The organism is Lewinella sp. JB7 (assembly GCF_024297185.1).
In the GTDB taxonomy this organism is placed as follows: Bacteria; Bacteroidota; Bacteroidia; order Chitinophagales; family Saprospiraceae; genus Neolewinella.
On sequence record NZ_JANCTD010000001.1, the window covers coordinates 91,690 to 117,362 of the forward strand.

A 25,673-nucleotide genomic window follows, 5' to 3' on the forward strand; every position below is an offset into this window, starting at 1 on the left:
AGGAATAACCGGTAGGCCGCCGGATAAGTTGATTCGCGGGGCGGCGGCGCGCGGGAGCAAAAGGGGAGGGGAGGAAGCCGACCAATTGGTGTGACAAAGCCTATATTGAAGTCATAACACCTTGTAGCGGCGGTGCGGTAGCAAGCATCCCGGATCTCCGTACGGTAAAAATTTGACGTGCCCGATGTTCTTCCAGTCCCGTAACCGGTTCACCGCCTATACCGAGGCTAAGCAGAAGATTACCTTCTCGCGGGCCTACACGACCCTTGATTTTGAAAACTCGGCGGTCGTCATACCCAAGGACGATCACGCCCGGGAGTCCCTTGCGGTGACGCCGGCAATGATCTCGGCGGGTGTCGGCATCGGCTACCGCTTCCTGACCGATCAACTGGCCAGGCGGAAGGCTCGGTTCGTGCACCGGGATGAACAGCGGGCTACCAACCTACAGGCAGGTAGCTTTCGGGTACCTAAGATCACCTACACGCACTTCATCGTCCCGAAGGACACCCCGGTGGCCGCCCTCCGCATCGGCTTCGAACCCCTGCACGTCCGGGGAACGAACACCTACGTGTACCAGCTTACCTCCCTGGAGCTCACCTACGGCCGGGCGAAAACGAGCGACTGGAGCGACGGTTACGATTATACTCTCCAACTGACCCTGTACTCACTCAACGGTGATGACATCACCGAACGCGCGCTGGGGCCCTTAACCGTCCAGTCCGTCGGTTTCGGCCGGCACGACCTTACTGCCCGCAGGCTCTATTCTTCCCCCATCCCCCTCGAGAAAAATGCCTGCCTGATCGAAGCGAGTTTAACGGTCGTGGAAACCAACCCGGCCCTGATCAACACGAGCGAGGTACTGGATCTACTGGTGGAAAAGGAAGAAACGATCCGGGAGAAACTCGTGAATATCCTCACCCAATTGCTGAACCCAAGGTAAGCCCGCCATGTCCCTGCAAACCGCCTACACCACGGCCCGCGTAATTGAAACCCTGGAGAACTACGCTCAGAGTGACGTGGTAAACGATTGCTCCCGCGACCCCGCCGAACCTAGCCGGACGGCAGCCGGAGCCTTTTCCGACGAGCACTTCTGGCATACCGTGCTCGGCGACGTCGAAGGAACGTGGAACCAACGGTTCAACCTCGAAGACGTTTTTCTATCCGAACACGTGGCGCGGGTCCCCGGCCTGTACTACCACCCCCAGGCGCAGCACTTTAAAAACATTCTCGACGTCCACAAGGAATACGTGACCGACCGGTGGACGCACTACAGCCCCCCCGGAAAGTCGCAAAAGATCCTCGGCGGCATCGGCACGCTGCAGATTCCGCCCACCCTGGAAGACTGGCGCATCGCGAGTGTGAGCAGCGGGAACAACGCTTCCCTGGGCATTCCGGTCCTGATTCACGAGGAAGTATGGCAACACCACCGCCTGGAGGAAGGCAGAAGGATCGCGCTGCTGTCCGCCCCCTGGAAACAGATGGAGGCCTCCTGGGCTAAACGCTTCTACTCGGTGCGCGGACTGCCGAAGGGCTACCTGGTCATCGACAACCCCGACCAGTTACGGATGGACGGGGGCGTATATCCGACGATCTACCATCCCTTCACGGTGATGGAGTACGAACAGGACGGCTCCCTCTTTTACGACTTCGTTTTCGTGACGGTCGACTCCTCCGACCCCAACTTTCGCGACGATATCCGGGCCTTCCTCGGGGAGTACCGCTACATGAAGGGGCGGCACGGACACTACCTCATCGAACCCTTCGTGAACAACCCCCTGCTCCACGATCGCGACGTGATGTACCACTCGCCGGAAGAACTGCGCCAGCGGGATGCTTCGGCGAACTCCCACCTGAACCTGCTCGTGGAGCGGATCAAACAAGAGCGCTTCAACCAACTCACCCTGGATGAGATCAAGATTTTCATGGACAACCACCTGGACGTCGACGAACTGAAAGCCTGCTCCGACGACCTCCTCATCAACCCGAATGCCTGGTTCGGGGGGCGCCGGGTCTACGACGAGTCCGCCAATTTCCTCAGTGCCGTAGTCGACCGCAGGAAAGTGGATGAACTGGTGGACATCCTACCCAAATACGGACTAACCCCCTGATGCCATGCCCGCCTGGAACACGAAACTGACCGAACTGAGGGGCATCCTCACCGAACTATACCCCGAACGGGACGATGGCCGCATGGTCGTTGACGTGACGGGCATTCCGGCCTCCGCGATCGCCTTCAGCGACAAGGCCCGGCAGAACTGGCACAATATTCTGCGGGAGGCCAATAAGCGGGGCAAGGTCAGGGATATCGTGCAGCTTGCTATTCAGGAGTACCCCGAGCGGGAAGAACTCCCGCGATTATTCACCGAAGTGGAAGCGACGGAACCCCTGACCTCCGCCCGCAGCCTGAACGGCCTGCTGGCCCGGGAGGGCGGGATCACGGTGCCGGAGCTTCCCCGGCCGGGTGCCGCGGGGGACGTTTCGGAGATACTGCGGGAAGTCTTGCGCGGGCGCTTGCACCACCTGGATACCGGTACCCGGGGGACCAGTCCGCCGCGGACACCGCCCGCCTACGACATTCTCGTGCCCGGCCGCCGCGGACTGCAGAAAATCGTGAAGAGCGACAATCTGATCGACATCATCGCCTGGGTGCAGGGGGCCATGGAGCAGTCGAGGACGGTGTGCAAGATCGAGACGGCCGCCGGAGAGAAGGGCACCGGCTTTCTGCTGAAGGGGCAGTTGTTGATGACGAACAACCACGTCATCCCGGACGTCGCCACGGCCGCCAGCACCCGCCTGGTTTTCAACTACAAGACGGATAAGGACAACAACGTCCTGGAACAGACCCATTACCGCCTCGATCCCACGGGCTTCTTCGTCACCAGTGCCGAGGACGAACTGGACTACACCATCGTCCGCATCGTAGACGACGGGCGCACGCCCCTGGCCGGGTGGGGGCACGTACAGCTGGAGGATTTTTTCGACCCGAACGTCGACGAGAAGGTGACCGTCATTCAGCATCCCGGTGGCAACTACATGAAGATGGCCCTCCCGGACGATATCATCAGCGTATGGGGCAGGTACCTCTTTTACACCACCGATACCCGCGAGGGTTCGAGCGGCGCGCCCGTGTTCAATAAGCACTGGAAGGTCGTGGCCCTGCACCACGCCGGTAAGAACGAGCAGTCGTACGAGGGCGGCTTGCAGATCGACGCGGCGGGCACGATCGCGCCCTCCAACCGCGGCATTCTGATTAAGCACATTCTCGCGGACCTGCAACAACGCCAATTCTCACTACCCCAATAACCGCCTGCCGTGAAAAACCCGATCACCGTCCCCGAACTGGAAGCCCTGCTGGAAAATGAATCCACCCAGGCGGCAACTCTGGAAGCGTACTTCGAATTCCTGCCCACCGGACCGTTCGCGGGGGAATACCGGCTACGCAGTCATGTGCAGATCGTACCGGAAGGAGGGGACGTGGCGGCGGGGCTTACGGAAAGCGTACCCCTATTCAACATCGTGGCGAGGATCGTGGACAAGGCGAACTCCCTCGCCCGTCGCGATCGTGACCGTCAGTTCGAACGGAACCGCGCCGACGGAAGCCGGGTAGTTATCGTTACCGAGGGCGATTCCTGGTTCCAGTATCCCCGCTTCAAGCGACTGGGCATTACCGTTTCCAAGGAGGTAAAGGACGTCGTCGACTACCTGATCGAGCACCCCCGCTATGCCGTGAAGAGCCTCGGTAGTGCCGGCGACGTCATCCGCAACATCTACCACCTGAGCGAATACCTCGAGGCGATCGAAACGTACCGGCCCCGGGCGTTCGTCCTCAGCGGCGGCGGCAACGATTTCTTCGAGGTGTTTCCCAATATGGTACGCCCGGGCAGCGTCGACGACGTGGAATCCTTTCTGAAGACCACCTGGCTGACGGAGATCAAGGTCATTCGTACCTACTACGAGGGGATGCTGGAGATCCTGACCCGGGAGCACCCCGACTTGCACGTCATCCTCCACGGATACGATTATATCATGCCGCGCCCCGACGGAAAGTGGATCGGTAAACCCATGATCGATACCGGTGGGCTTACCGCGGACAAGGACCGAAAAGCACTGATCCGCTTCATTATGGACGCCTTCAATCAATCGATTGAGGACCTTGCGCGGCCCTACGCGAATGCCCACTTCATCGATGTGCGGGGCACCGTGCCCCAGGATCCCCGATTCTGGCACGACGAGATTCATCCCAACGACTATGGCTTCCGACTGGTGGCCGATAAGTTCATCCGTAAGCTCGACGAGATCGTGGTGCCGGCATGATAAGTCAATGAGTCAAGCAGTCGGAATTGAAATTGGATTTATCGCAAAAAGCGAACTTTTATTGTGAAATGTCGATGTTTTAACAATTAAAGTCTATATTACAGACTACAGTACACCCCGCCCACCCCCCTCATACATCAAGGCCGTTTTTACCCAGTCCCTTCCCCCGGGAAGGATAAACCGTATCTCATGCACTACCGTATGTTCATGCTCGCGCTATGTCTGGCGCTGGGCAGCCCGTCCTTCGTATCCGCCCAGTACTTTCCCGAATGTGCCGAACTCAATGATGGGTTTGACGGCAGCGACGACATCCATCGCTTCTGTGTCTCCCAGGGCACGAGTGATTACTACATCTATTTCAGTTACCAGAACATTTCCCCGGCCGGGGCGGTGTGTGACTGTGAAGAGAACCAGCGGGAAATTATCGTAGCGCGCAACAGTTTTCGCAGCGGTAACAACTACTTCCGGTTCTCGCCTTCCAGCAGTGTCGTGACGGGTTCTTACAACTACGCCTTCGGGCCGGACAACTCGGGTGACTTCTATCCCCGGGCGGTGTATGCCGGTAAATCCAAGCGTATTACCTGCCTGACCTCCGGCACTTGCTACGAGGAGACGCGCAACGATAACTCCGGCAGCCTGGGTGCCATTTCCGGATCTACCGAAGCGATTCGGGAACCGACCAGCTTTGCCGCCACCGACGGTACCCATTCCGATAAGATCGTGCTTACCTGGACCAGGGAGACGGACATTCCCAATCATTTACACAGTTACCGGATCTACCGTAACGACACCCTCCTGACTACCGTAGCGGGAAGCGCGAGTTCTTATACGGATAGTAACATCGGTGCTAATGTGACCTATAAATACGCCGTTACCACCTATACTTCCAGTTGGGGCGGCCACGAGTCGCGGCAGGTGAAGGATCAGGGATCGGCCTACCTGCCGTTTCTGAATGCATCGGACGGTACGCGCTACAATTCCGTGCGGCTGGAGTGGGCCAACATGTCCAACGTGGCGGACGAAATCCGCCTGGAGCGAGAGCACACCAACCGTCAGGGGGCGAAGGTCCGCGAGGAGCTGGCCGTCCTGGGTAATAACGCCACTGGCTACAACGATCAGGACGCCATTCCGGGCTTTGCCTATACCTACCACCTGGTGCCGATCGGGGGAACGGCTTCCCCGCTGAGCGATCCCGGGTACAGCCGCCCGGACGGGGTGATCAAGGGATACGTCCGCTCCAAACTCGGGGCCGGGGTGAGCGGGGTCGACGTTACCGTAACCCTCACCGAAACCATTCCGGCGGGGGCGGCGCCCTATCCGTCGAACTGCGCGACCACGAGCTACTGCGCGACCACCGACATCGACGGATACTACGAGATCCGCGACATTTACTACCACGAGGAAGCCACCTTTCGCATCACCCCCGAAAAGCGGGGCGACAGCGTGGTTCATGTGTTTAATCCCGCTCTCGTAGAGCGGACCATCGACGTGAACGCCAAGACGCTCAATGGGGTAGACTTTACCGACGAGACGGTCTTCACCGTCGCGGGTAAAGTGCACTTCCCCGCCTACATGGGCCTAGGTCCGGAGTGCGGTATGGCCGAGGTCGCGATCTTGATCGACAGTGCTGATTTTGGCATTCGGACCGACGGTCGGGGTGAGTGGAAATTCTCCATCCAGAACGAGGGTACCTATTCCTTCACGCCCGTTTTCCTGCACCACACTTTCATTCCCAGCGGGGCGGTCACCGATCCCACCAGCGTACGGGTCGAGGGTGACGTAGTGGGGATCGACTTCGAGAATACCACGACGGACTCTCTGCAGATCGTGGTCCAGGGAAGCTGTAATACCACCCTCGGCACCGAAACTAAGGTGCGGGTGACCTCCGAAGACCCCCTGTGCTACAATGTGGAGTATGACGTACCCGAGAGCGGCGTCATGACCATTTATAACTTACCGGCACGGGCCTACAAGGTCCGGGTGAGCGCAGTGGCGTCCACCAATGTCTTCGACCAGATCGGCAATAAACCCCTGACCGTCGACCTTACGGTCCGCGATACCGCCGAGCTGATTACGGAGAATGAGACAACCACCATTACGCCGGCCATTCTCGATACGCTGAGCAACGATTCCATCATCGTGGTTCAACCCGCCGATACGGTGTTTGCGGGAAGTTTCGACACGCTGCGTGCGGAAGTGGAACCGGCCGCTCGCTTCATCTACCGGGCTCCCCTGGTACTCAGTACGGACTTCGTGGCCGCGGGGGCGGAGGTGCCGGCCTGTACGCCCGGCCCCGGGGTCCCCGAACTGATCATGGAACAGGGGTTCAGCTACCCCATCACCATAGAGATCCGGGAAAACGTAAGCGTCGACTGTTATCTCGATACGGGCTTCGTGAAGATATACGACTTCATCTCCGACCGGGGCGGGGAAGCCATCCGTCTGCCGATACGCAACGGCCGGGTGCAGTATACCATAGAACCGGGCATTCCGAACCTGGCAACCAATGGCGGTGACCGCGACTACCAGAAGTTACTATACATCATTCCCGAAGTAGACTTCGCGGAGAGCCAACCCGTAGAGTACTGGGCCCTGGTCGAAGGGATCAAGACCAACACTCCGACCTTCGTAAGCCGCTCGCCGGACATTCCGATGCTGATCCTGCACGACCCCCCGGGCGATAATAGCTACGCTTACGTGGAACAGGGGACCACCTTCGAATCCTTCACCACCGTCGAAACCGAAGTGGGGGGCGCGGCCGGAGGGTTCGTCAATCTGCTGCTCGGAGCTAAGTTCAAAACCCCCTTCAGTGGTCACGGCTTCGGTACGATCATCAAATTCTCCGCCGAGGCGGGGCGCGACAACTTCAACCGAAGCGGGATCAGGACCTCCATGACCTTTACGGAAACCTTCAGTACCTCCTCGATGGAAAATCTCACCGGTAATGACGGTGACGTTTACATCGGCGCCGCCTTCAACCAGGAGTACTCCCTCTCCGAGGAGGTTTCCTTCAATCCGGACAGTTGCCGGGCGGAGGTAGACATTGTACCGGCGATGGCCGACAATACCTTCGCGACCACCTTCATGTACACCGAACAGCACATCAGAAACGTCCTGATTCCTACTTTCGGGCTGCTGCGTGCCGAGTTGCTCGAAGAGATCGACACGACGAACCTGGCGCAGGTTACCCGAGTCAATAATTTGCGGGCCGACAGTCTCTCCTGGGAAAACATGCTGGCGCAGAACGACACGGCCCGGGGTGAAAACGCGGTATTTCAGGAAAATATCAGCTTCAGCGCCGGAGCAACGTATGCCGAGGACTGGGAGGAAGGGTCCGGTTCGAGTGTATCGTACGAGTATAATCGATTCGTCAATACGGAATTCGCGCTGGGTGCCAAGATCGATAACGAAGGAGGCATCTGGTTCGACAGCGAACTGGGTTTCATGGGTCGTTTCCGTTGGTCCACTACTAACAATAGCGGCACGGAAGCCGATACCACTCGCAAGGTGGGCTATGTTCTGGAGGACAACGACATCGGTGATTTTTTCAGCGTGGATATCCTGCGCGACACCAGTTACGACGTACCGGCCTTCGACTTGAAAGTGGGTACCAGCAGCTGTCCGCAGGAACCCAATACCCAGGCCCGCGACCGGCCTCAGATTCAGATACTACCCCCCGAGCGGGACGACGTGCCGACCGACGGAGTAGCTTCTTTCAATTGCCTGATCACCAACTTCAGTGAAAGTCGGGAAACGCGGGAGTACCACGTGCGTACCGTAAGTACCACGAACCCCGACGGCGCCGTCCTCTTCCTCGGTGGCCACCGGATCAATAACAGCCCCGCCTCCTTCTTCCTTGATTACGGGGAAACGATGACGCTCGAGCTTGCCGTCGAACGCGGCCCGCGTGCCAGCAACTACCGCGACATCGGCCTCATGGTGTACCCCCCCTGCGAGTACGAACTCTGGCAGGACAACGGCGTGTTGCGCAATGCCGATACGGCTTATATCAAATTGCTCAACTACGAAACGGAGTGTACTAACGTAAGTCTGCGTCACCCCTTCAACAATTGGGTGGTGAACGGCGCCTCACCGGATTTCATGAAGATGACCTTTTCCGGCTACGATCTTAACAACGTGAACTTCGAGTCCATCACGCTGGAAGTACAGCGGGAGGGCGAGGGATACCTTGAGGTAGCCAACGTTCCGAAGTCCGCCCTGGAGGGGGCCAATTATGACTTCAACGTCGACCTGAGCAATTATCCCGATGGGCTCTACCGTTTCCGGGCGGTAGCTAACTGCGGCCAGGATGGGGTCACCTATTCTACGGAAAAACAGGGCATCATCGACCGCCGGTCCCTGGCACCGTTCGGCTATCCCCAACCCAGCGACGGCTTCCTGCGCCCGGGCGGCGAAATTTCCGTCACCTTCGACAAACCCATCAACTGCGCCTTCCCGGCCGTAGACTACAATCCCGTGTTCCGCATTACGCGTGCGGATACGGAGGAAGAAATTCCGGTTACGGTCAGTTGTAGTGGGGACAAAATCATTCTGCAGACGAATCCTCCGCTGGCGCAGCGTCCCGACCTGTCCGGCGTCGTACTGCATGCCCGGGTGGATAGTCTGATGGATCTGAACGGGAACGTACAGAAGTACGCGACCGACTGGTCCTTCCGCGTAAATTCCCGACCGGTATTCTGGGATCCGTTGCCCATTACCTATACCGGCTACGCGGGGGAGACCCATATTGTCGAGGGCGTACTGAAGAACAATTCCTTGCTCTCCAAGCCCTTCACCCTCGATCTGCAGGACAGTTCCGGTGTAGTCCACTATCCCGACTGGCTGCGGGCGCGCCGCACCAACGGCACGTTGCTGCCGAATGCGGACGACGTGATCCGCTTTGATCTTGATCCCGAACTGGATCCTGGGATATATACCGATTCAATCGTCGCGCTGGTCGACGGCGAAGCCGTCGCTACGCCCGTTCGGGTGGAACTTCTGGCCCACCCCGTGAACTGGCCCTTCGATCCCACGGCCTATCCGTACAGTATGACCGTCGTAGCCACCTTCAGCCTAGACGAGACGGATAATCTGCTCTCCACCGACGAACGCGATCTGGTCGGCGCCTTCGTGAACGGAGAGATCCGGGGAGTAACCAACATCGAATATGTGCCTTCGATCAACCAGTACCGCGCTTTTCTAACCGTGTACAGCCACGATGTCGGTGGCAACAATGGCGAAGAAATCACCTTCCGCTTCTGGCATGCCCTCAATGGGGTAGAGTACGGTGCGATCGAGACGCTGACTTTCGTGTCGGAGACTTCCGCCGGATCTCCCGACGCACCGCTCATCTTGCATCCCGAAGGAATCTTTCAGGTCATCCCCCTCCACGTAGGTTGGAATTGGATCTCGCTGAACGTCCAAACTACCGACATGACCCGCGAACACCTGCTGAGCAGCATCGTAGGGGCCCAGACGGCCAACGACGTAGTGATCAAAAGCCAGTCGAAAATGTCTTCCCACGAGGCGGGTAAGAGCTGGAACGGCAATCTGAAAACCCTGCAACTCGGAGAGGGCTATCTGCTTCATCTGAGTGCCCACCCGGATACCCTGAAGGTCGTAGGTTTACCCAGTCCAACCCCGCTCGACGTTAGCGTAGCGAAGAACTGGAATTGGATCGGCTATCCGCAACTACTCCCGCGACCGGTCAATGGGGTGCTCGACGGACTCACCACCACCGTGGGCGACCAGCTGAAGGGACAAAGGATCTTCTCGATTTTCAATGGGCCGGCCGCCGGCTGGGTCGGTAACCTGAATCATTTCGCCCCCGGCAGCAGTTATAAGCTCCACGTAGCCAAGTCGGGCACCATCAGCTATCCGGCGCCGAAGGGAGTGGACGAGACGGTTGACCCGGGCCTGTTCGAGCACAATATGAGCATAGTGGGCACCTTCGACCTGGCGGAGATCGGCGAGCAGGCCTACGATGACTTGGATGTGATAGCCTACATCGACGGGGAAGTCCGTGGACGGGGCAAACTGGAGGCCTGCCCAAGCGTAGACGGATACCGGACGTTTCTGCTGGTACACGGTAACGCGGCGGACTTCGACCGGGAGATCACCTTCCGCATCCTAAACACCGAACGGGAAACCGATTACGCAGCTACCGGGGAACCCCTTCCCTTCTATCCGGACCTGCTGATCGGGTCCATCGACGAGCCCTACCCCTACATGGGCCTGAGTACGTCGGTTCCCTCGGCCCTGCCCCCGGGATACGCGCTGCTCGGCGCCGCTCCGAATCCGACTACCGGACTGACGACCATCACCTACCGCGTTCCTCGGCCTGAATCCGTCGTGTTGCGGATCACCGATCTGACCGGCCGCCCCGTAGGACCCGAGGTGCGTACGGAAGCCACTGCCGGTCTGAACCGCCAAAGTGTCGACCTCACTCACTTGCCGAAGGGCATCTACGTTTACCACCTGGAGTCCGCCGGCTTTAGCGCGGCCCGTCGTGTCGTAGTGCAGTAAGAGGAGGCACGGTCGTAAAATCGGCCTGCCCGGTTGGTCCGCTCGGTTTGCATTACCCGGCACCCGCGCGCCGCCGCAAAGCACCCTGAAGCACCCCCGTTGGACCGCTATAGCCGTTGGACGGTGTCACACCGTCCAACGGCTATAGCGGTCCAACGGGGTTAACTTGCTACGCGATGGTTCTTCATCTTATTACCTAACCTAGGACTGAATATGGACTGGACAAGCGCGAAAGTGGCCATCGAGGCCAAGGCTGCCCCCCTGCACCCGCGAATCCGACCGGACGACTTCCACCACACCATCCTGATCTCGCCGCGCCACAACTACTTGTACGCTAATGTACCCAAGGTAGCCTGCACCACTATCCGCAAGCTGTTGATCGATGCGGAGTTCGGAGAGGTGCGGCCCTATTCGGAACGCATGGATACGCTGCACTTCAATGAGTTTCTGCCCTTCCTGAACGTTTGGCAGGTAGGCGATCTGCCCCGGTATCTGCGGCAGCGGCGGCCGTTCCTGTTCTGCTTCGTCCGCAATCCCTACACCCGGATGCTTTCGGCCTACCTCGATAAGATCGTGGGCCGGGAAGGCGAACGGAACATCATTTTGCGACAGCTCGGCCGTTTCCATCAACCCGACTACGAGATCACCTTCGCCGACTTCGTCGACACCGTATGTGCCACCCCCGTAACCTACTAGAACGCCCACTGGCGTAACCAGTACGATCAGACCTTTCAGGACGGACTAAAGTATAACTTCATTGGTCGATTCGAAAACCTCGAGGCCGATCTGCGGAAAGTAGCCGGGCGCCTGGGCATCGCGGACTTCATTGGCCCGGATACCTTCGGGCCCGTCGGGAAGGCCGGGCGGCACCACGCGACGGGGGCCGGCAACCGGCTTCAGGAATTCTATACGGAGGCGCTGGCGGAACGGGTGTATGAGGCCTACCGCAGAGATTTCGAAGTCTTCGGGTACGAGCGGGAGTTCAGTTGATGCTGTCCCTAAGTATGGGGAAATTTCGGGTTGTCGGGAGTCAGATCGTGCGTTAGGCCACGTATATTTGGCGTAACCTATCATCCATGTGTTTTGCCCGCTACGTCCTACCTGTCTTAGGTCTGCTCTTTCCGGGCTGCGAAGTCATCGATCCGCCCCCACCGCCTACGCGCATCGAAACCTGGCTGGCCGGACAAATGAATAGTTTGCGGGCGGAATACCAGGACATGCAGCTGATGAATGCCCTGCACCGGGCACGGCAGCTGGGGGTGACGGTAGACCGAAATCAGGATTCCATATCCGTAGGAGCCCGCGCGGAATTGTATCAGTACCTGGCGCAACTGCACTTTCAGCACTTCGTGTACACGGATTCGGTCGACTACTATACCCGCCGGGCGGATGCCCTGGTAAACCAGCATTCGCCCGACACTCTGCGGGCGCGTCAGCTATTGTGTGCCGCCTACAATGGGTTCGAAGACTGGAATTGGCAAGACATGCAAATGCAGGCGCAGTTGGGCCGTCGTCTGCTCGAACGGGCGGGACAAGATCGATCGCTGCTCAACGGTCTTCTGCTCACCATCGAAGGGCGCGCGGCGAAGAAGTACGGAGATATTCCCGGCGCGCCAACTAAACTGCGGGACCTTGGCTACGCGGTCAGCGAGGACCGGTACCGCCGGGCCGTTGCCCTGTTACGATCCCTGGGCTCACCGTGGGAAAATTACGCCCGCGAGCAGTTTGCCATCCTACTGATCCGGGATCCAGCCAACGATCGGCGGGTTGGCAACCAAGTGGATACTCTGCGTGCGGCCGGGCGCGGGAGCGGAGCGGATAACGCTTACGCCGACCGGGTGCGGGGCTACTGGCGCCGGCGGCGGGGCGATCCAGTGGGTAGCACCTTTTATTACCGGCGGTTACTACGGCGTGACGACCAGTTTTTGGGCAAGCCCGATGCGGAGGCACGTTACGCACTGGAGGACTACGCTCTCCGGCGGGGAGATTACGATGCCGCCATCGGCCACCTGACCGCAGATATGGTGCGTCGCAGTTGCTGTCCGGAGGGGGAGGAGCCACAAGTGCCGGAAGACGTGGTCCTGTGCGACCGTCGGCCCTCCTGTATTCACTTCACTAGTGCCCTGGCCGGTCTGCTCCAGGCATGGAACGCCGAAAGCCCCGATCCCGCCCGCCGGGATCTGGCCTACTCCCTCGCCGCCCGATCCGTGGATCGGTACGAACGGACGTTCCGCTCCGCCAGCGAGCAGGACGTGCTCAACAAGAATCCGGTTCTCGGCGATCGGCTCATCGCCTCGGCACTCGACATCAGTATGGACATCGGCGAACGTACCCGGAAGCCCGCCGGGTACCACGACGCCGTCTTCCGGGCCATGGAACTCGGAAAGTCCATTTTGCTCACCCGGGAAATCAGCGAAGCGGCGACGGTCCTGGCGGGGGACGGCGGTGGAGCTATCGCCGTCCGTATACGCGATCTCGAGCAAGAACGGCATCAGATCCGCAAGGAATTCGCGACGACCCTGGAGCTACCCATCGACCGGCTGCTGCGGTTCGAACGGTTGCGCGTGGAACTCGCTGCTCTAGGGGAGGGACCAGAACGGATAAGTGCGGAAACGCCTTCGATAGCCAGTGCCCTACCTTCCCTGGAGGAGGTCCGCCGGAAGCTGAATTCCCGGCAGGCGCTCGTTGAGTTTGCCGAAACGGATAGCCTACTATACGTGCTCTACGCCGACCGGGAAACCAGCCGGGTCTACCGACTGCCCCTGGACTCCGTGCAAGCTACCGTGGCGCGACTGATTGACTTACTGACCCATAACGACCGCACCGGGGTAGTGGAATACGCCGGGGCCGCCTACGAACCATACCGTCAGCTGCTCGGGCCGGTGGCTGATCTGCTAGCCCGGCGGGAGGAGTTGATCGTGATTCCCAGCGTAAGTCTGGCTGCCCTGCCCTTCGCCGCGCTCACGCTTGGGACGGTGACCGATCCGGATGCCTCCTTTGCCGACCTGCCCTACCTCGTCCGCACCCACGTCATTCACTACACCGACAGCTGGCGGGCCGAGCGGCAATACGAGCGCCTGCGGCAGCGACCGCTCGCCCCCCGGCAAGCGCGGGTGGGGGCCTGGACCCATTCCGAGCTGCAAAACTATCTGTCGGCTACCGCGGAGCACGTACTGGCGAATACGGCTTCCGGCGGACGCCATTATCAAACCGACGCGTGCAGCAGTTCCTCCTTCCTGGCCGATGCGGCGAACTACGACTGGCTGCACCTGAGCGTGCACGCGACGAGTCGCGCGGACAGGTTACATCAGAACTTCCTCCACCTCAATCGCCGCGATAGCCTGAACGGATCCGCCATCGGGGAGCAGGTGCTTCCGGCACGCCTGGTAGTACTGGCGGCCTGCTCCACTTCCCGGGGCGTGGCACAGCGTTGGGAGGGGACCTTCAGTATGCGCCGCAGCTTCCACCGGGCCGGCGTGCCCGACGTGGTGGCTTCCGTTTACGACATTCCGGCCGCGGCTACGGCGGACCTCCTGGAGGTATTTTACACCCACCTCTTCGCGGGTTGCCCGCCGGCCGAGGCGCTGGCCCATGCCCAACGGGCGTTTGCGAACGGAGACCGTGGCGCCCGCAGGACCTGGCCCGGTGCCTGGGCGGGCCTGGTGGTCGGGTAAGTGGCTTCCGCGGCTATACCGCTTCGCCAACGGTAGCGACCTCCGCGGTCCGCCGGCGTGGCCCCTGGTTTGGAAATTGGGTTAGTCTTCCGACCAACGTCGCGACCGACATCGAGCAGCCAGGTAGGTCCCTTGCCGACCGGCAACCTACGTATCAGCGGTACTCGACTATCGTCGTGAACATAAGGGCAGTCAGCGGACCGGTGAGAATGGCTATTCACCAAAAAATGCAAAAATTAACACAACTCCATTCACAGTGGAGTGAGGCGCCGGATAATTGTCCTATAATTAAGTCACTCTTTAAATAATTTATTTATGAATTCGTCATCTTTTACTCCCCTTAGCAAGCAGGCAGTAGCCTCAACAGAAGGTGGTTTCATCCCAATTGTTATTGCCGGGTACGTTATTTCCGCCAACACCGTCGCTACGCTTTCCGGCATCGCGGCCGGTGGCCTCCTTTATGCTATCACTCACTAAATACAACATAATGCAAGTTCTATCAAATATTGAGATTCAGCACACCGCAGGTGGGATAGCTCCATTAGGCTGGTTTCTCATAGCATTTATTTCTACCTATGGGGGATGCGCTATAGTTGACTCCGAAGTCGCTCACATGGGAATCAACGATAGCAATGGAAACTGCAAGTAGTATGAAAAATCAAGCCACTTTGCCAAAACAAGAATTACGGTCAATCTTCGGTGGTGCCGGTCCCTGTGCGTACGACCCACCCGACGGATTCTTTAACAAACTGGATTATTTCATCGGGTACACCTACGGCAAGTTCCGAATGAATTTTGGACTTTGATCGATAATCCTTATCACCTTAGCCGGAGAGTTCTCCGGCTAAGGCATTTTTCAGCTATGATGAGTAGACTTCTTTGGAGTTGCTACGTGATCGTAACGGTCTGGATAAGCGGGGTACTATCGAACACACTTCCGGGTGATGGACCAGTCCTGTTCGTAGGGATCAAAGCTCTCCTCTTCCTTCCGGTGTGCATCTACTTATACCGTAGTATCCGTCTCCCCGACGGATGGAAGCACGGACCGTGGGACAGGAAGCTACTATTGCTGTTCGCGGGCTGGTTCTTCCTGTTCGTAGGTCTGCGTTTTGCTGTTGACAACATTGAAATAAGCTTCACGCTGCTCGCATACGCCGTGGTCACTACCCTGGTAATGGTGGCTCTCGAGGAACTGATATTTCGCGGCATTACCTTTAGTAAGGGCGGAGGGGGCGCATCGATCAGGGGGAAGCAGTATGGTTCTTCGCTTTTATTCGCCCTGCTCCATGCATTTAATCTGCTCTACACCGGAAACTTGGGAGAGACCGTACATCAGATGGTGCTGGCTTTCGGAATGGGGATGTTTTTGTCGTCCGTCTATTTAAGGTACGGCCGGATTCTGTACCCGATTGCTCTTCACTTTATGGTCAACGTAGTACCGGAGTATAAGATGCTGTTACATCGCCCCGCAATACATTGGTCATCCCTCAGTAACTACAACTATACGCTGGACGAGCGTGTCCTTTTTAGCCTCGTGACGTGTATTGTCCTGACTGTAGTAGCACACTCCGTGCTCCCGGGTAAGCGACTCCCGCAGTCGTAATGTTAATTTCACCGTATGGGAAAAGGCCCGCTAAGTAAGGCCGATCCGTCGGGGTGGCTTCGGTGCTAGGACATAGTATCTATATGCCCTTCGGTGCAGCACTAAATGGTGAAGGATATGCCACATACGCCGGCTTCGCGTCAGTGGTGCCGGACCCGCGCCCCGCCGCCCGTATCTTCCGTATGCCGGCGATTAATCTATGAGTAAGGAGCACCAGGAGTAAGCTATATGTGCGTTGTCATACTGATCCACCGTATCCTATGCTTCTACCGAACCGTTTGCTCGTGCTTATATGCTTATTGTTTACGTGTCTACCCCTGAGCGGTCAGAGTAGTACCGATGTATACCGGGAAGGTCTCGCGGACTGTCTGCCCGGTGATGACCTGCGAATGATTACCGAGCTGTATACGGAAATCGATGCCTGGACGACCGAAGTGTTCAGGGTAGAAAATCCGTATTTCACGCTCGCCCTCCGGTACTGCACGGACCAGCTGGACGAACGATTCTTCAGGGTCGCTGCCGGATCGCGCCTGGATAGTCTGATCCGCTCGGGAATGCAATCGAATCTCTGGAAAAGGCGAATGCTACCGGGAACGAAGGATGATGCGGACGTGGACATGATCCCGCCCGGGGGGACTGTGTCGGCCCGCGATCCGGCTACGGCGGAACGGGTCACTTTCGATCCACGATCATCATTTATCAACTGCTCAAAAGTATACACGCTCCACCCCGCCCTCGCGCGGATCTACCAGCGCTATGATGTATATCACGTAGCCGGCTCCAACGTGAAGTTGTGCGCGCTCATCGATTACCTGACCGCTGCCGACTACGAACTCAACTCCGTCAAATACTTTATCGCGCTGGACATCGTCCTGCAACGCATGCTGTTGGTCAACGGATACGGCGACTTACTGGAAGAAGGCTAACGATACGCTTTGCCGGGTCGGAAGCGCCCCGCTACCCCGATTTCCCTCGCATACCGTTTCTTACGGTCCGATCTGTAAGCCAAACCCCACTCCGCGCATGCCCACCCGCTCCCGCCGTCATTTTCTCCGCCAACTTTCTACCGGACTGCTCGCCGCGCCACTGCTTTCCGAATCCGCGGCGGCGAGCACGCTGGCGGCACCCCGGATGTCACTGGCGGCAAACGACCGAATCAATCTGGCCTGTATCGGACTCGGTATTCAGGGGTTTAGTGACCTGCGGGCCGCCCTTCAGGTCCCGGGCGTGCAACTGGTCGCGGCCTGCGATCTTTATACCGGCCACCTGGAGCGGGCGCGGGAAGTGTATGGCGAGGACGTTTTTCTCACCCGCGATTACCGCGAGATCCTGTCGCGGCCCGATGTGGACGCCGTCATCGTGGCCACCCCTGATCACTGGCACGATACCATCACCATCGCGGCCCTCGACGCCGGTAAGCACGTATACTGCGAGAAACCCCTGGTCCAACAGCTTGGGGAGGGGCAGGCGGTACTCGAGGCCGAACGCCGCAGTCCGGGTATTTTGATCGTGGGTAGCCAGCGGGTCAGTTCCGTCCTTACCGAACAGGCTCGCGAAATCTACCGCCGCGGCGACCTCGGACAACTCGTATTGGTGGAAACCTTTAACGACCGTTTCAGCGCTCTCGGGGCCTGGCAGTACTCTATCCCCCGCGACGCCTCGCCGGCCACCGTCGACTGGGATACTTTCCTGAAGGATACCGGCGACCGGCCCTTCGACGCCAAACGCTTCTTCCGCTGGCGCAACTACCGCGATTACGGGACGGGCGTAGCCGGCGACCTCTTCGTACACCTCTTCTCCGGCAGTCACCGCATCCTCGACTCGCTGGGGCCGGAGCGCATCTACGCGACCGGGGGGCTCCGCTACTGGGACGACGGCCGGGACGTGCCCGATGTCTTCATTGCCAGCTGCGACTACGGCGAGCAACCGGGTCATCCGGCCTTCAATATGCAACTGCGCGTGAACTTCGTGGATGGCGGCGGCGGCGGTTCACGCACCCGCTTCGTGGGTACGGAAGGCAGTCTGGAGATCAGCGGCAACAGCATTACCCTGAACCGCAAAACGCTCCCCGCCGCCCCCGGCTACGGGGGTTGGGATACCTACGATACGTTTCCGCAGGCCACGCGCGCGGAGTTTGAGGCGTGGTACCGCAGCGCGTATCCCCCCTCTCCGCCGACGGTGGTCGGGCCCACCGAGTGGACCTACCGCGCGCCGGAGGGCTACAGCGACCACGTTCATCACTTCGTTAACTGGTTCGACGCCATACGCAACGACGGGACGGTCGTAGAAGACGGCGCTTTCGGGTTCCGTGCCGCCGCCCCCTCCCTGGCCGCCAACCAGAGTTACTTCGAACGGCGCGTAGTGGAATGGGATCCGGTGAAGATGCGGGGGGATAGCGAGGGTCCAAAGTAAGCGGTAGCGCCTCTGAAGTACAACCTTCGTTGAGTTCCGCTCTCCCCAGAAATGAAGAAACCGAAAGCGAGGGTTCGCTTCCGGTCTCTTCATACTTACCGCGGGGGTGTCCGTTAGGGTCGACTACTTCTTGTCGCCCTTCTTGTCGGCGCTTTTGCTGCCGCCCGACTTCGAGTCGCCCGACTTGGAGCCGCTTTTGCTCTCGCCACTCTTAGCCCCGGAAGCAGATTTGTCGGTTTTACCCGGGGACTTTTTGGAATCATTTGATTGCTTAGCCATTACAGGTGTGATTATGATCGACAGTGAATTCCGTCAACCGTGAATGATAGTGGTAGAATCCACCTGATTGCTGATTTGTTTGAAAAAAATACGGTCGGGCAGACAAAAAATTGGGCGATGCCGAAATAATCAGAATACCCGGTAGATTCACCTTGACCCCTTCGTGTCGCGCCAGTTAGCAGTGCCGTCTTGACTACTGCATCCCCGCCCTGATCTTTGCCCGCACGGCTCTGGCACGTTCCCCCGCGGGGCCCGTCGGATCGAGGGCGATTGCCCGTTCGTAGTGCTCCAGGGCGCGGATGGTGTCGCCAGACTTCCAATATGCTTCGGCCAGGCTGTTCCAAACGTCAGGGCTATTGGGGAACAGCTCGGCGTTCAGTTGGAAGACCATGACCGCCGCTTCCCCCGCTCCCTGCTCGAGCAGCAAGTGGCCCGTGCGGTCGAAGTTGCGTTCGAAGGGATAGTAGTCGTAGCGGGGATCTTGCACCAGACGATGGGCTTCCGTGCGGACTTCGGCCAGTTTGCCGGCCTTGTATAGCTCCTCGAGGTGGTGCATGGGGTCCGTCAGGTCGATCTCCCCGTCGTAGCGTAGAATAGCGGCCAGGGCCGGATCGCGGTTGTCGCGGTAGTCGGCGAACGTCATACCGACGGCCAGGTGGGGAGCCAGCCAGTCGTCGTTTTCCCACTGCGGCTTATCCTGCCACCAGGCGAAGGAGAGGCGGGGGCGCAGGTGACTGTTGGGGAGCTCCGTGGGCCGGTTGTCACCGTAAAAATTAACGTTCTCCGCGGTGGGCTCTCCCACGAAAATAGCGTTGGTGTAGTGGTGCAACTCGTTTACGAGGTTCTGGGCCGCGGAGAAGGTGCGCCGCCCGATGATCACGAAAAGCTTCCCTGGCTGGTCGATCTTTTCGGTCCGGATGATGCCCCGTACCACGTCCTTATTCTTGTAGTTATTGCCGCCGCCGTTCAGGCGTACGTCGAGGACCAGCCGCTCTACATCGTTCGTTTCCACGAAGCGAAACACTTCCGCGTAGAAATCCGACAATCCCTGCCCACTGTCATCCTCCACCTGACTTTGCCGCACGTACACCGTTTTACTGTCGGCCAGGTAAGTGTAGTAATAGATCCGGTCGAGCTCGGCCAGCCAGGCCGGGGTCGTTGTGTTGTCGCGGGCATCCAGCCAGTGATCGTCTTCCTGTATCAGGCCGTACCGGAGGGGAGAAGCGGGCGCGGACGCGGGAGCAAAGGATACCTCGTACGGTGCTCCTTCCCGGGCGAGGGTCAGGGTGATCTCTCCTTGTAGTGAATCGATTACCCCCTGCGCATGCAGAACAGCCGGGGTTCCGAGGTAGTGCACCGCGGAGGCTTTGAAGAACTGTTCGTTTTCTACGGAGACGACGGGCCGTACCGCCTCCAGCGCCTCTTCCACCGGGACGCCGGCCACGTGGGTGACCCGGGCACCGACCGCCTCCGCGTAATCGCGGTGGGCGCCCTGCACGTACACCCCGTCCGCGAACCAGTACAGATTGTACGGCATTTGCCGGAAACCGTAGGGGTTGCCGGGGTCCCAGCCCGTCAGCCAGAGATTGGTGTGCCCGTATCCGAACAGCGCTACCAGGCGCGCCAGCCCGACGATGACCTCGTGGTCGTCAAGGGCGGGAAGGTCAGCATGGAGCTTTTCGACCGCCGCATCGAACGCTTCGGCGCTTACCTTCTTAAAGAGAAAGGGATAATCGGTGTGTACCGTCTCCTGGAGGAAGCGAAGGTCCTGCCGCCACTCCGCGGGGGTCAGGTCGATCTGGGCCGTCGCGGAAGCCGACGCGCAAAGCAGGATAAGCGTAAGTAAGGTATGTCGCATGGAAAAACAATTTGCATCGAGCCCCTCACCCCCCGCAAGATCGGTCCTTACCGCTAAACCGACGAGTTTGCCCACGACCGCTTGTGCTTCCCGGGTCGACGATGGTACCTTATCCGCTATGCGCGGTAGCGCATTTCCGCACGGAGGTGATGGCAGGGAATGGAATGCTATACCGGGACTCATGGCTGTTTGTCCTCACCGCCCCGCTCCCGCGCCCCGCCGCCCGGAGATATCGTTTTCCCCGTGGGCATGAACATTCGTCCCTCCGCTTACGAATAGCTACGCAGAACGCATCAATTATGACACCAATCGACCGTAGCCGCCCCGTCATGGTCACCGGCGCTACCGGCTACGTAGCCAGCTGGCTGGTCAAGCGGCTCCTCGACGAGGGACTGACCGTGCACGCGCCCGTCCGGAACCCCCGCGCGCCGGAAAAAGTAGCCCACCTGGATGCCCTCGCAAACAGCACGCCCGGTCGGATCCGCTACTTCCACGCCGATCTGCTCGAAGCGGGTTCCTACGCGGAAGCTATGGCGGATTGCCAACTGGTTTTCCACACGGCTTCCCCCTTTACTCAGCATTCCGAACACCCCGAACAGGAATTGCTCCGCCCCGCCGTCGAAGGCACTAAGAACGTGCTCGAACAGGCCAACCGAACCGCCTCCGTCCGGCGTGTCGTGCTTACCAGCAGCACCGCCGCCATCGGCGCCGACGCTACCGATAGTCGTCGGGGGAGTCTCACCGAGGCCGACTGGAACACCTCGGCCAGTCTCGAATACCAACCCTACGCCTTCTCCAAGACCGTGGCCGAACGGACCGCCTGGGACATCGCCCATGCCCAGGACCGCTGGGACCTGGTCGTGATCAATCCCTGCCTGGTTATGGGGCCCGCCCTCAATCCGGTCAGCGGTACATCCGAAAGCCTCCGCCTCCTCAGGAAAATGGGGAGCGGGGAACTTAAATTCGGGGTGCCCCGCGTCGGAATCGGACTGGTCGACGTGCGCGACGTCGCCGAAGCCCACTACGCCGCCGGTTTCCGGCCCGCCGCCGCCGGCCGCTACCTCACCTGCGGGCACTGTACCGACTTCGTAGAGCTGACCGCGGCCCTGCAACCCAAATACGGCGACGAGTATCCCATTCCCTCCCGCTCCGTACCGAAGTGGCTGCTGCGGTTAATCGGTCCGCTGGTCGATCCCGCCCTTACCCGGCGCTTCGTGCGCGAGAACGTAGACGTGGACTGGCGGGCGGACAACGGAAAGGTCCGTCGCGAACTGGGGGTAAGCTTCCGTCCGCTCCGGGAAACTATGGAAGAGGCCTTCGGGACCCTTGTGGAAGCCGGCGTGATGGACTAGTGCGGCCCGTGAAATTCCCCTACCTTAAGGGACCACCAACCGCGGAGCACGCCATGGAATCGGAAGAAGACATCAAGCAACACCTGTATCGCTACGCCCGGGTATATGCCTTCACCCAGGGTTATCAGTTCGGGGCCGGCGCCACCCACGACGTGGAGGATATGTCCGGGGCGGCCGCCCGAAACATCCTGGCACCACCGCCGCAATTTGCGAATGCCGACCGTGCCCAACTCGTGCGGATCGCGGAGAAGCAACTCGGCATCCTGGTCGACCATATGATCATCGCCCGGGGGGAGGTGTACGCCGGGGGAGAGAAGATGAACGTCATCGGGGAAGAAACCCTGGCGTGGGCAAGGAACATCCTCTGTCCGATGTGGCCCATCTGCTAAGTCGTCGGTCATGCGGGAGCAACGGAAGAAAGCATTCGATTTTGCCGCGGAGAGCACGAAATTGCTGATCACCCTGTCGACCGGCATGATCGCGCTCACCATCACCTTCTCCCAGGCGTTCATCTCCGATACGGCGAAGGCTACGCTATGGCCTCTACTGGTCGCCTGGGCGTGCTACCTGGTATCGGTCGTTTTCGGAATAGCGACCATGCTGTCCCTCACCGGCACGCTTTCGGAAGTTAACTCCGCCGACGAGACCGGTGCGAGCGAGCCTTCGGTGTACGCGCCGAGCATTACGGGTAAGTCCCTGTTACAGATCGCTTTCTTTTTGTTGGCCCTGGCCTTCACTTGCGTACACGGCTGCGTATCGATCACCAACGGATAATAAAACAGCAGCACGATTGGTATTTTTTCTGCCGGTGTAGGTTAACTGGGCGGGGGCTTTGCGGACAGTCCTTACTTTGGTTGCTTCCCGCCGCGGTACTAATCACCCGAACGTCTTCTCCTAATGCGACCATCCCTGCAAGCCTGCGTGCTTTCGCTCCTCATCCTTATGCTGCTTACCGATTGCGCGACGAAGTCCGTCGGCCGGAAAGGTAGTCCCGACCGACCGAACGTGATCATCGTCATCACGGACGACCAGGGCTACGGCGACATGGGACATACGGGCAACCCCCTCATTCAGACGCCCGCGATCGACCGCTTCGCCACCCAGTCCGTAAACCTCACTAACTACCACGTGGGGACCACCTGCGCGCCGACCCGCGCCGGTCTGCTGACTGGCCGCAACGCAAATCGGAACGGTGTCTGGCATACCATTATGGGGGCCTCCCTGCTCAACAAGCGGGAAACGACCCTGGCCGATGTTTTTCGGAGGAGTGGCTACTCTACTGGTATGTTCGGCAAATGGCATTTGGGGGACAACCACCCCTTCCTGCCCCAGGATCGCGGCTTCGATGAGGCTTTCTACCACGGCGGCGGCGGCGTCGGCCAGACGCCCGACTACTGGAACAACGATTACTTCGACGATACCTATTTCCACAACGGCGAGCCCGAGCAGCGGTCCGGCTACTGCACCGATGTCTGGTTCGACGAGGCGATGCGGTTCATAACGGATAAGCAGGACGATCCCTTCCTCTGTTACCTCAGTCTGAACGCCCCCCACGGCCCCTACAACGTGCGGGAAGAGTACTACAATCGTTACCGCGATACGGAGGGCATCACCGAAACGCAGAAGCGGTTCTACGGCATGATCACCAACATCGACGACAACTTCGCCCGCCTCCTTCGTCACCTGGACCAGCTGGGCATCTCCGAAAACACGATAATTATCTTCACCACCGACAATGGCACCGCGGCGGGCTACCGACGGGATCCGCGGACGGATCAAATCATGGGATTCAACGCCGAGATGCGGGGCACGAAGGGTAGTGAGTACGACGGCGGCCACCGGGTGCCCTTCATCATTCGGTGGCCGGCCGGTGGACTTTCCGGCGGACGCAAACTCTCCGGCCTCACCGCCCACGTCGACGTACTACCCACCCTGGCTACGCTGACCGGACAGACGTTCCGACCGGACAATACCCTCGACGGCACCGACATCAGCGGCTACCTGCTCGGCCGGCACGAGGCACCGGAACGCCTGCTGGTCACCGACACCCAGCGCGTACCCTGGCCCGTAAAGGGAAAGAACAGCTGCGTGATGGAAGGGCAGTGGCGGCTCGTCAGCGGGAGCGAACTGTACGAGGTGAGCGAAGACCCCGGGCAGACCACCAACGTAGCCGATGCCTACCCGGAGCGGGTGGAGCGGATGAATGCCTTCTACGAGGACTGGTGGGCGGACGTAATTTCGGAAACCGAGCTTTCCACCATCGAACTGGGCGGCACCGCGAAGCCGGATGTGATCACCTGTCACGATGCCCGCATCATGGAGGGAACGCCCCCCTGGAACCAAATGCTAATCCGCCGGGGAGAGCCCATGAAGCTGGCCCCCTACGCCGTCGATTTCGTGCGTGGTGGCACCTACCGCTTCGAACTGCGTCGCTATCCGTTGGAGAGTGGACTGGCGCTCGGCGCGGCTGCCCACGACAGTATCCCCCCGACACCCTATACGGACGCTCGCATCCGGGGCCGGTCGATGTCCTTCCGGCAGGCGCACCTCCGCATCGGCGACCGTACTTATTCGGCCGACGCAAACGACGGTGCCGACGCCGCCGTCATCGAAGCCGAAGTGCCGGCGGGTAAGGCGGAGCTACTGGCCTACTTCGACCTGACCGACGGCGGTCAGAGCAATGCTTTTTACGTGTACGTGGAGTGGGTGGGGCCCGGTAAGTAATATTTTTCTATAGCCGTTGGACGGTGTACCCCCGTTGGACGGTGTACCCCCGTTGGACGGTGTACCCCCGTTGGACGGTCTACCCCCGTTGGACGGTCTACCCCCGTTGGACGGTCTACCCCCGTCCAACCGCTATACGGACTTTAATTAATAAAGTTCTTTATATTCGCGACTCACGCTGTCTATATGTCCGTTTCCACCTATCTGGATAAACTGCACTACCGCTCCCGGCAGAATCGCTGGCTCAGGTACTTCGCGATCTTTAACCGGATAGCCCTGGCCGCCGGATTTTTGCCGGCCGGCTTCGTGAAGATCAACGGAGAGCGCTTCACCGACTTGCACAATCTCCACCCGCTGGGCGGTTACCTGGAGGCGCTGTTCCATACGGGATATTACTACACCTTCATCGGGATAGCTCAGGTAGCCGCGGCGGTGCTACTGCTGATTCCCCGGACGGCGCTGCTGGGGGCCTTACTATACCTTCCCATCATCGTCAATATCTGCATCTTGTCGTTCGCGGTTCGCTTCCAGGGCTCCCTGCTGACGGCCCCGCTGATGATCCTGGCTAACCTCTACCTATTGTGCTGGGATTACCACAAACTGCGGCTCATTTTTCCCTGGAACTATGGTACCGGCCGGTCCGCGCTGCCCCCTCCGGAGGAGATGACCTTCCGGTTTCCCATCAAGTTCGTAGCGGCGGTGGTGGCGACCGTTCTCCTCGTTTTCGCTTCCGTCGTGTGGGTGATGCGGAATGCCCTCATGCCCATGAATCGCGTACCGGAATGCCGGACCCGCTGCGCCGGCAGTACCGACCCCGAAGCCTGCCTGGAATTTTGCGAGTGCGTCCATACCCGCGGCGAAACCCTGGACAACTGCCTGGAAGCCTACGAGCGGGCGGTGGGGTAGGGTTCCTTCGGCCCGAAAGCAGGGCA

Annotated in this window: 16 protein-coding genes and 1 pseudogene; 15 read left to right on the top strand and 2 right to left on the bottom strand. The window is 59.5% G+C overall.

The genetic code is table 11. The features are described 5' to 3' along the window. Positions 1–184 precede the first annotated feature (184 nt). From NMA52_RS00365 to NMA52_RS00410, 10 genes and pseudogenes are all read left to right on the top strand, one after another. A complete protein-coding gene (locus NMA52_RS00365) occupies positions 185–940 on the top strand; it encodes a hypothetical protein (protein WP_254825641.1) in 756 nt (251 codons plus the stop codon). 7 nt (positions 941–947) lie between these two features. Next, positions 948–2,108 carry a hypothetical protein gene (locus NMA52_RS00370; RefSeq protein WP_254825642.1) on the top strand — a complete coding sequence of 387 codons (1,161 nt, stop codon included), beginning with the start codon at positions 948–950 and terminating at the stop codon, positions 2,106–2,108. Between the two features lie 4 nt (positions 2,109–2,112). Continuing rightward, complete coding sequence (locus NMA52_RS00375; protein ID WP_254825643.1) at positions 2,113–3,303, top strand: trypsin-like peptidase domain-containing protein; 1,191 nt, start codon at positions 2,113–2,115, stop codon at positions 3,301–3,303. Between the two features lie 9 nt (positions 3,304–3,312). Next, a complete protein-coding gene (locus NMA52_RS19010; RefSeq protein ID WP_254825644.1) occupies positions 3,313–4,314 on the top strand; it encodes a GDSL-type esterase/lipase family protein in 1,002 nt (333 codons plus the stop codon). A gap of 189 nt (positions 4,315–4,503) precedes the next feature. After that, positions 4,504–10,839 carry a T9SS type A sorting domain-containing protein gene (locus NMA52_RS00385; RefSeq protein WP_254825645.1) on the top strand — a complete coding sequence of 2,112 codons (6,336 nt, stop codon included), beginning with the start codon at positions 4,504–4,506 and terminating at the stop codon, positions 10,837–10,839. 213 nt (positions 10,840–11,052) lie between these two features. After that, positions 11,053–11,829, top strand: a pseudogene (locus NMA52_RS00390) (sulfotransferase family protein). Between the two features lie 86 nt (positions 11,830–11,915). Then, positions 11,916–14,513, top strand: a complete 2,598-nt coding sequence (locus NMA52_RS00395; protein ID WP_254825646.1) for a CHAT domain-containing protein — start codon at positions 11,916–11,918, stop codon at positions 14,511–14,513. Positions 14,514–15,375: 862 nt separating this feature from the next. After that, the gene (locus NMA52_RS00400) at positions 15,376–16,116 is read left to right on the top strand and encodes a CPBP family intramembrane glutamic endopeptidase (RefSeq protein WP_254825647.1); all 741 of its coding nucleotides are present in this window, start codon (positions 15,376–15,378) and stop codon (positions 16,114–16,116) included. 284 nt (positions 16,117–16,400) lie between these two features. Beyond that, positions 16,401–17,042 carry a hypothetical protein gene (locus tag NMA52_RS00405; protein ID WP_254825648.1) on the top strand — a complete coding sequence of 214 codons (642 nt, stop codon included), beginning with the start codon at positions 16,401–16,403 and terminating at the stop codon, positions 17,040–17,042. Between the two features lie 97 nt (positions 17,043–17,139). Then, complete coding sequence (locus NMA52_RS00410) at positions 17,140–18,528, top strand: Gfo/Idh/MocA family protein (protein WP_254825649.1); 1,389 nt, start codon at positions 17,140–17,142, stop codon at positions 18,526–18,528. Positions 18,529–18,651: 123 nt separating this feature from the next. Here the strand turns inward: NMA52_RS00410 and NMA52_RS00415 are convergent, their stop codons facing one another. After that, complete coding sequence (locus tag NMA52_RS00415) at positions 18,652–18,807, bottom strand: hypothetical protein (RefSeq protein WP_254825650.1); 156 nt, start codon at positions 18,805–18,807, stop codon at positions 18,652–18,654. Positions 18,808–19,000: 193 nt separating this feature from the next. After that, positions 19,001–20,665, bottom strand: a complete 1,665-nt coding sequence (locus NMA52_RS00420) for a tetratricopeptide repeat protein (RefSeq protein ID WP_254825651.1) — start codon at positions 20,663–20,665, stop codon at positions 19,001–19,003. 299 nt (positions 20,666–20,964) lie between these two features. Between NMA52_RS00420 and NMA52_RS00425 the strand changes: the two genes are divergently transcribed. The 5 genes from NMA52_RS00425 to NMA52_RS00445 all read left to right on the top strand — a co-directional run bounded on the left by NMA52_RS00425 (position 20,965) and on the right by NMA52_RS00445 (position 25,647). After that, complete coding sequence (locus tag NMA52_RS00425; RefSeq protein WP_254825652.1) at positions 20,965–22,017, top strand: NAD-dependent epimerase/dehydratase family protein; 1,053 nt, start codon at positions 20,965–20,967, stop codon at positions 22,015–22,017. Positions 22,018–22,070: 53 nt separating this feature from the next. After that, positions 22,071–22,406 (top strand): hypothetical protein, encoded by a 336-nt coding sequence (locus NMA52_RS00430; RefSeq protein ID WP_254825653.1) that lies wholly within the window; start codon positions 22,071–22,073, stop codon positions 22,404–22,406. A gap of 10 nt (positions 22,407–22,416) precedes the next feature. Continuing rightward, entirely contained in the window at positions 22,417–22,791 is a 375-nt protein-coding gene (locus tag NMA52_RS00435; protein ID WP_254825654.1) for a hypothetical protein, read from the top strand. A 123-nt stretch (positions 22,792–22,914) separates the two neighbouring features. Next, positions 22,915–24,741 (top strand): arylsulfatase, encoded by a 1,827-nt coding sequence (locus NMA52_RS00440; protein ID WP_254825655.1) that lies wholly within the window; start codon positions 22,915–22,917, stop codon positions 24,739–24,741. Between the two features lie 186 nt (positions 24,742–24,927). Next, positions 24,928–25,647 carry a DoxX family protein gene (locus NMA52_RS00445; protein ID WP_254825656.1) on the top strand — a complete coding sequence of 240 codons (720 nt, stop codon included), beginning with the start codon at positions 24,928–24,930 and terminating at the stop codon, positions 25,645–25,647. Positions 25,648–25,673: the final 26 nt, after the last annotated feature.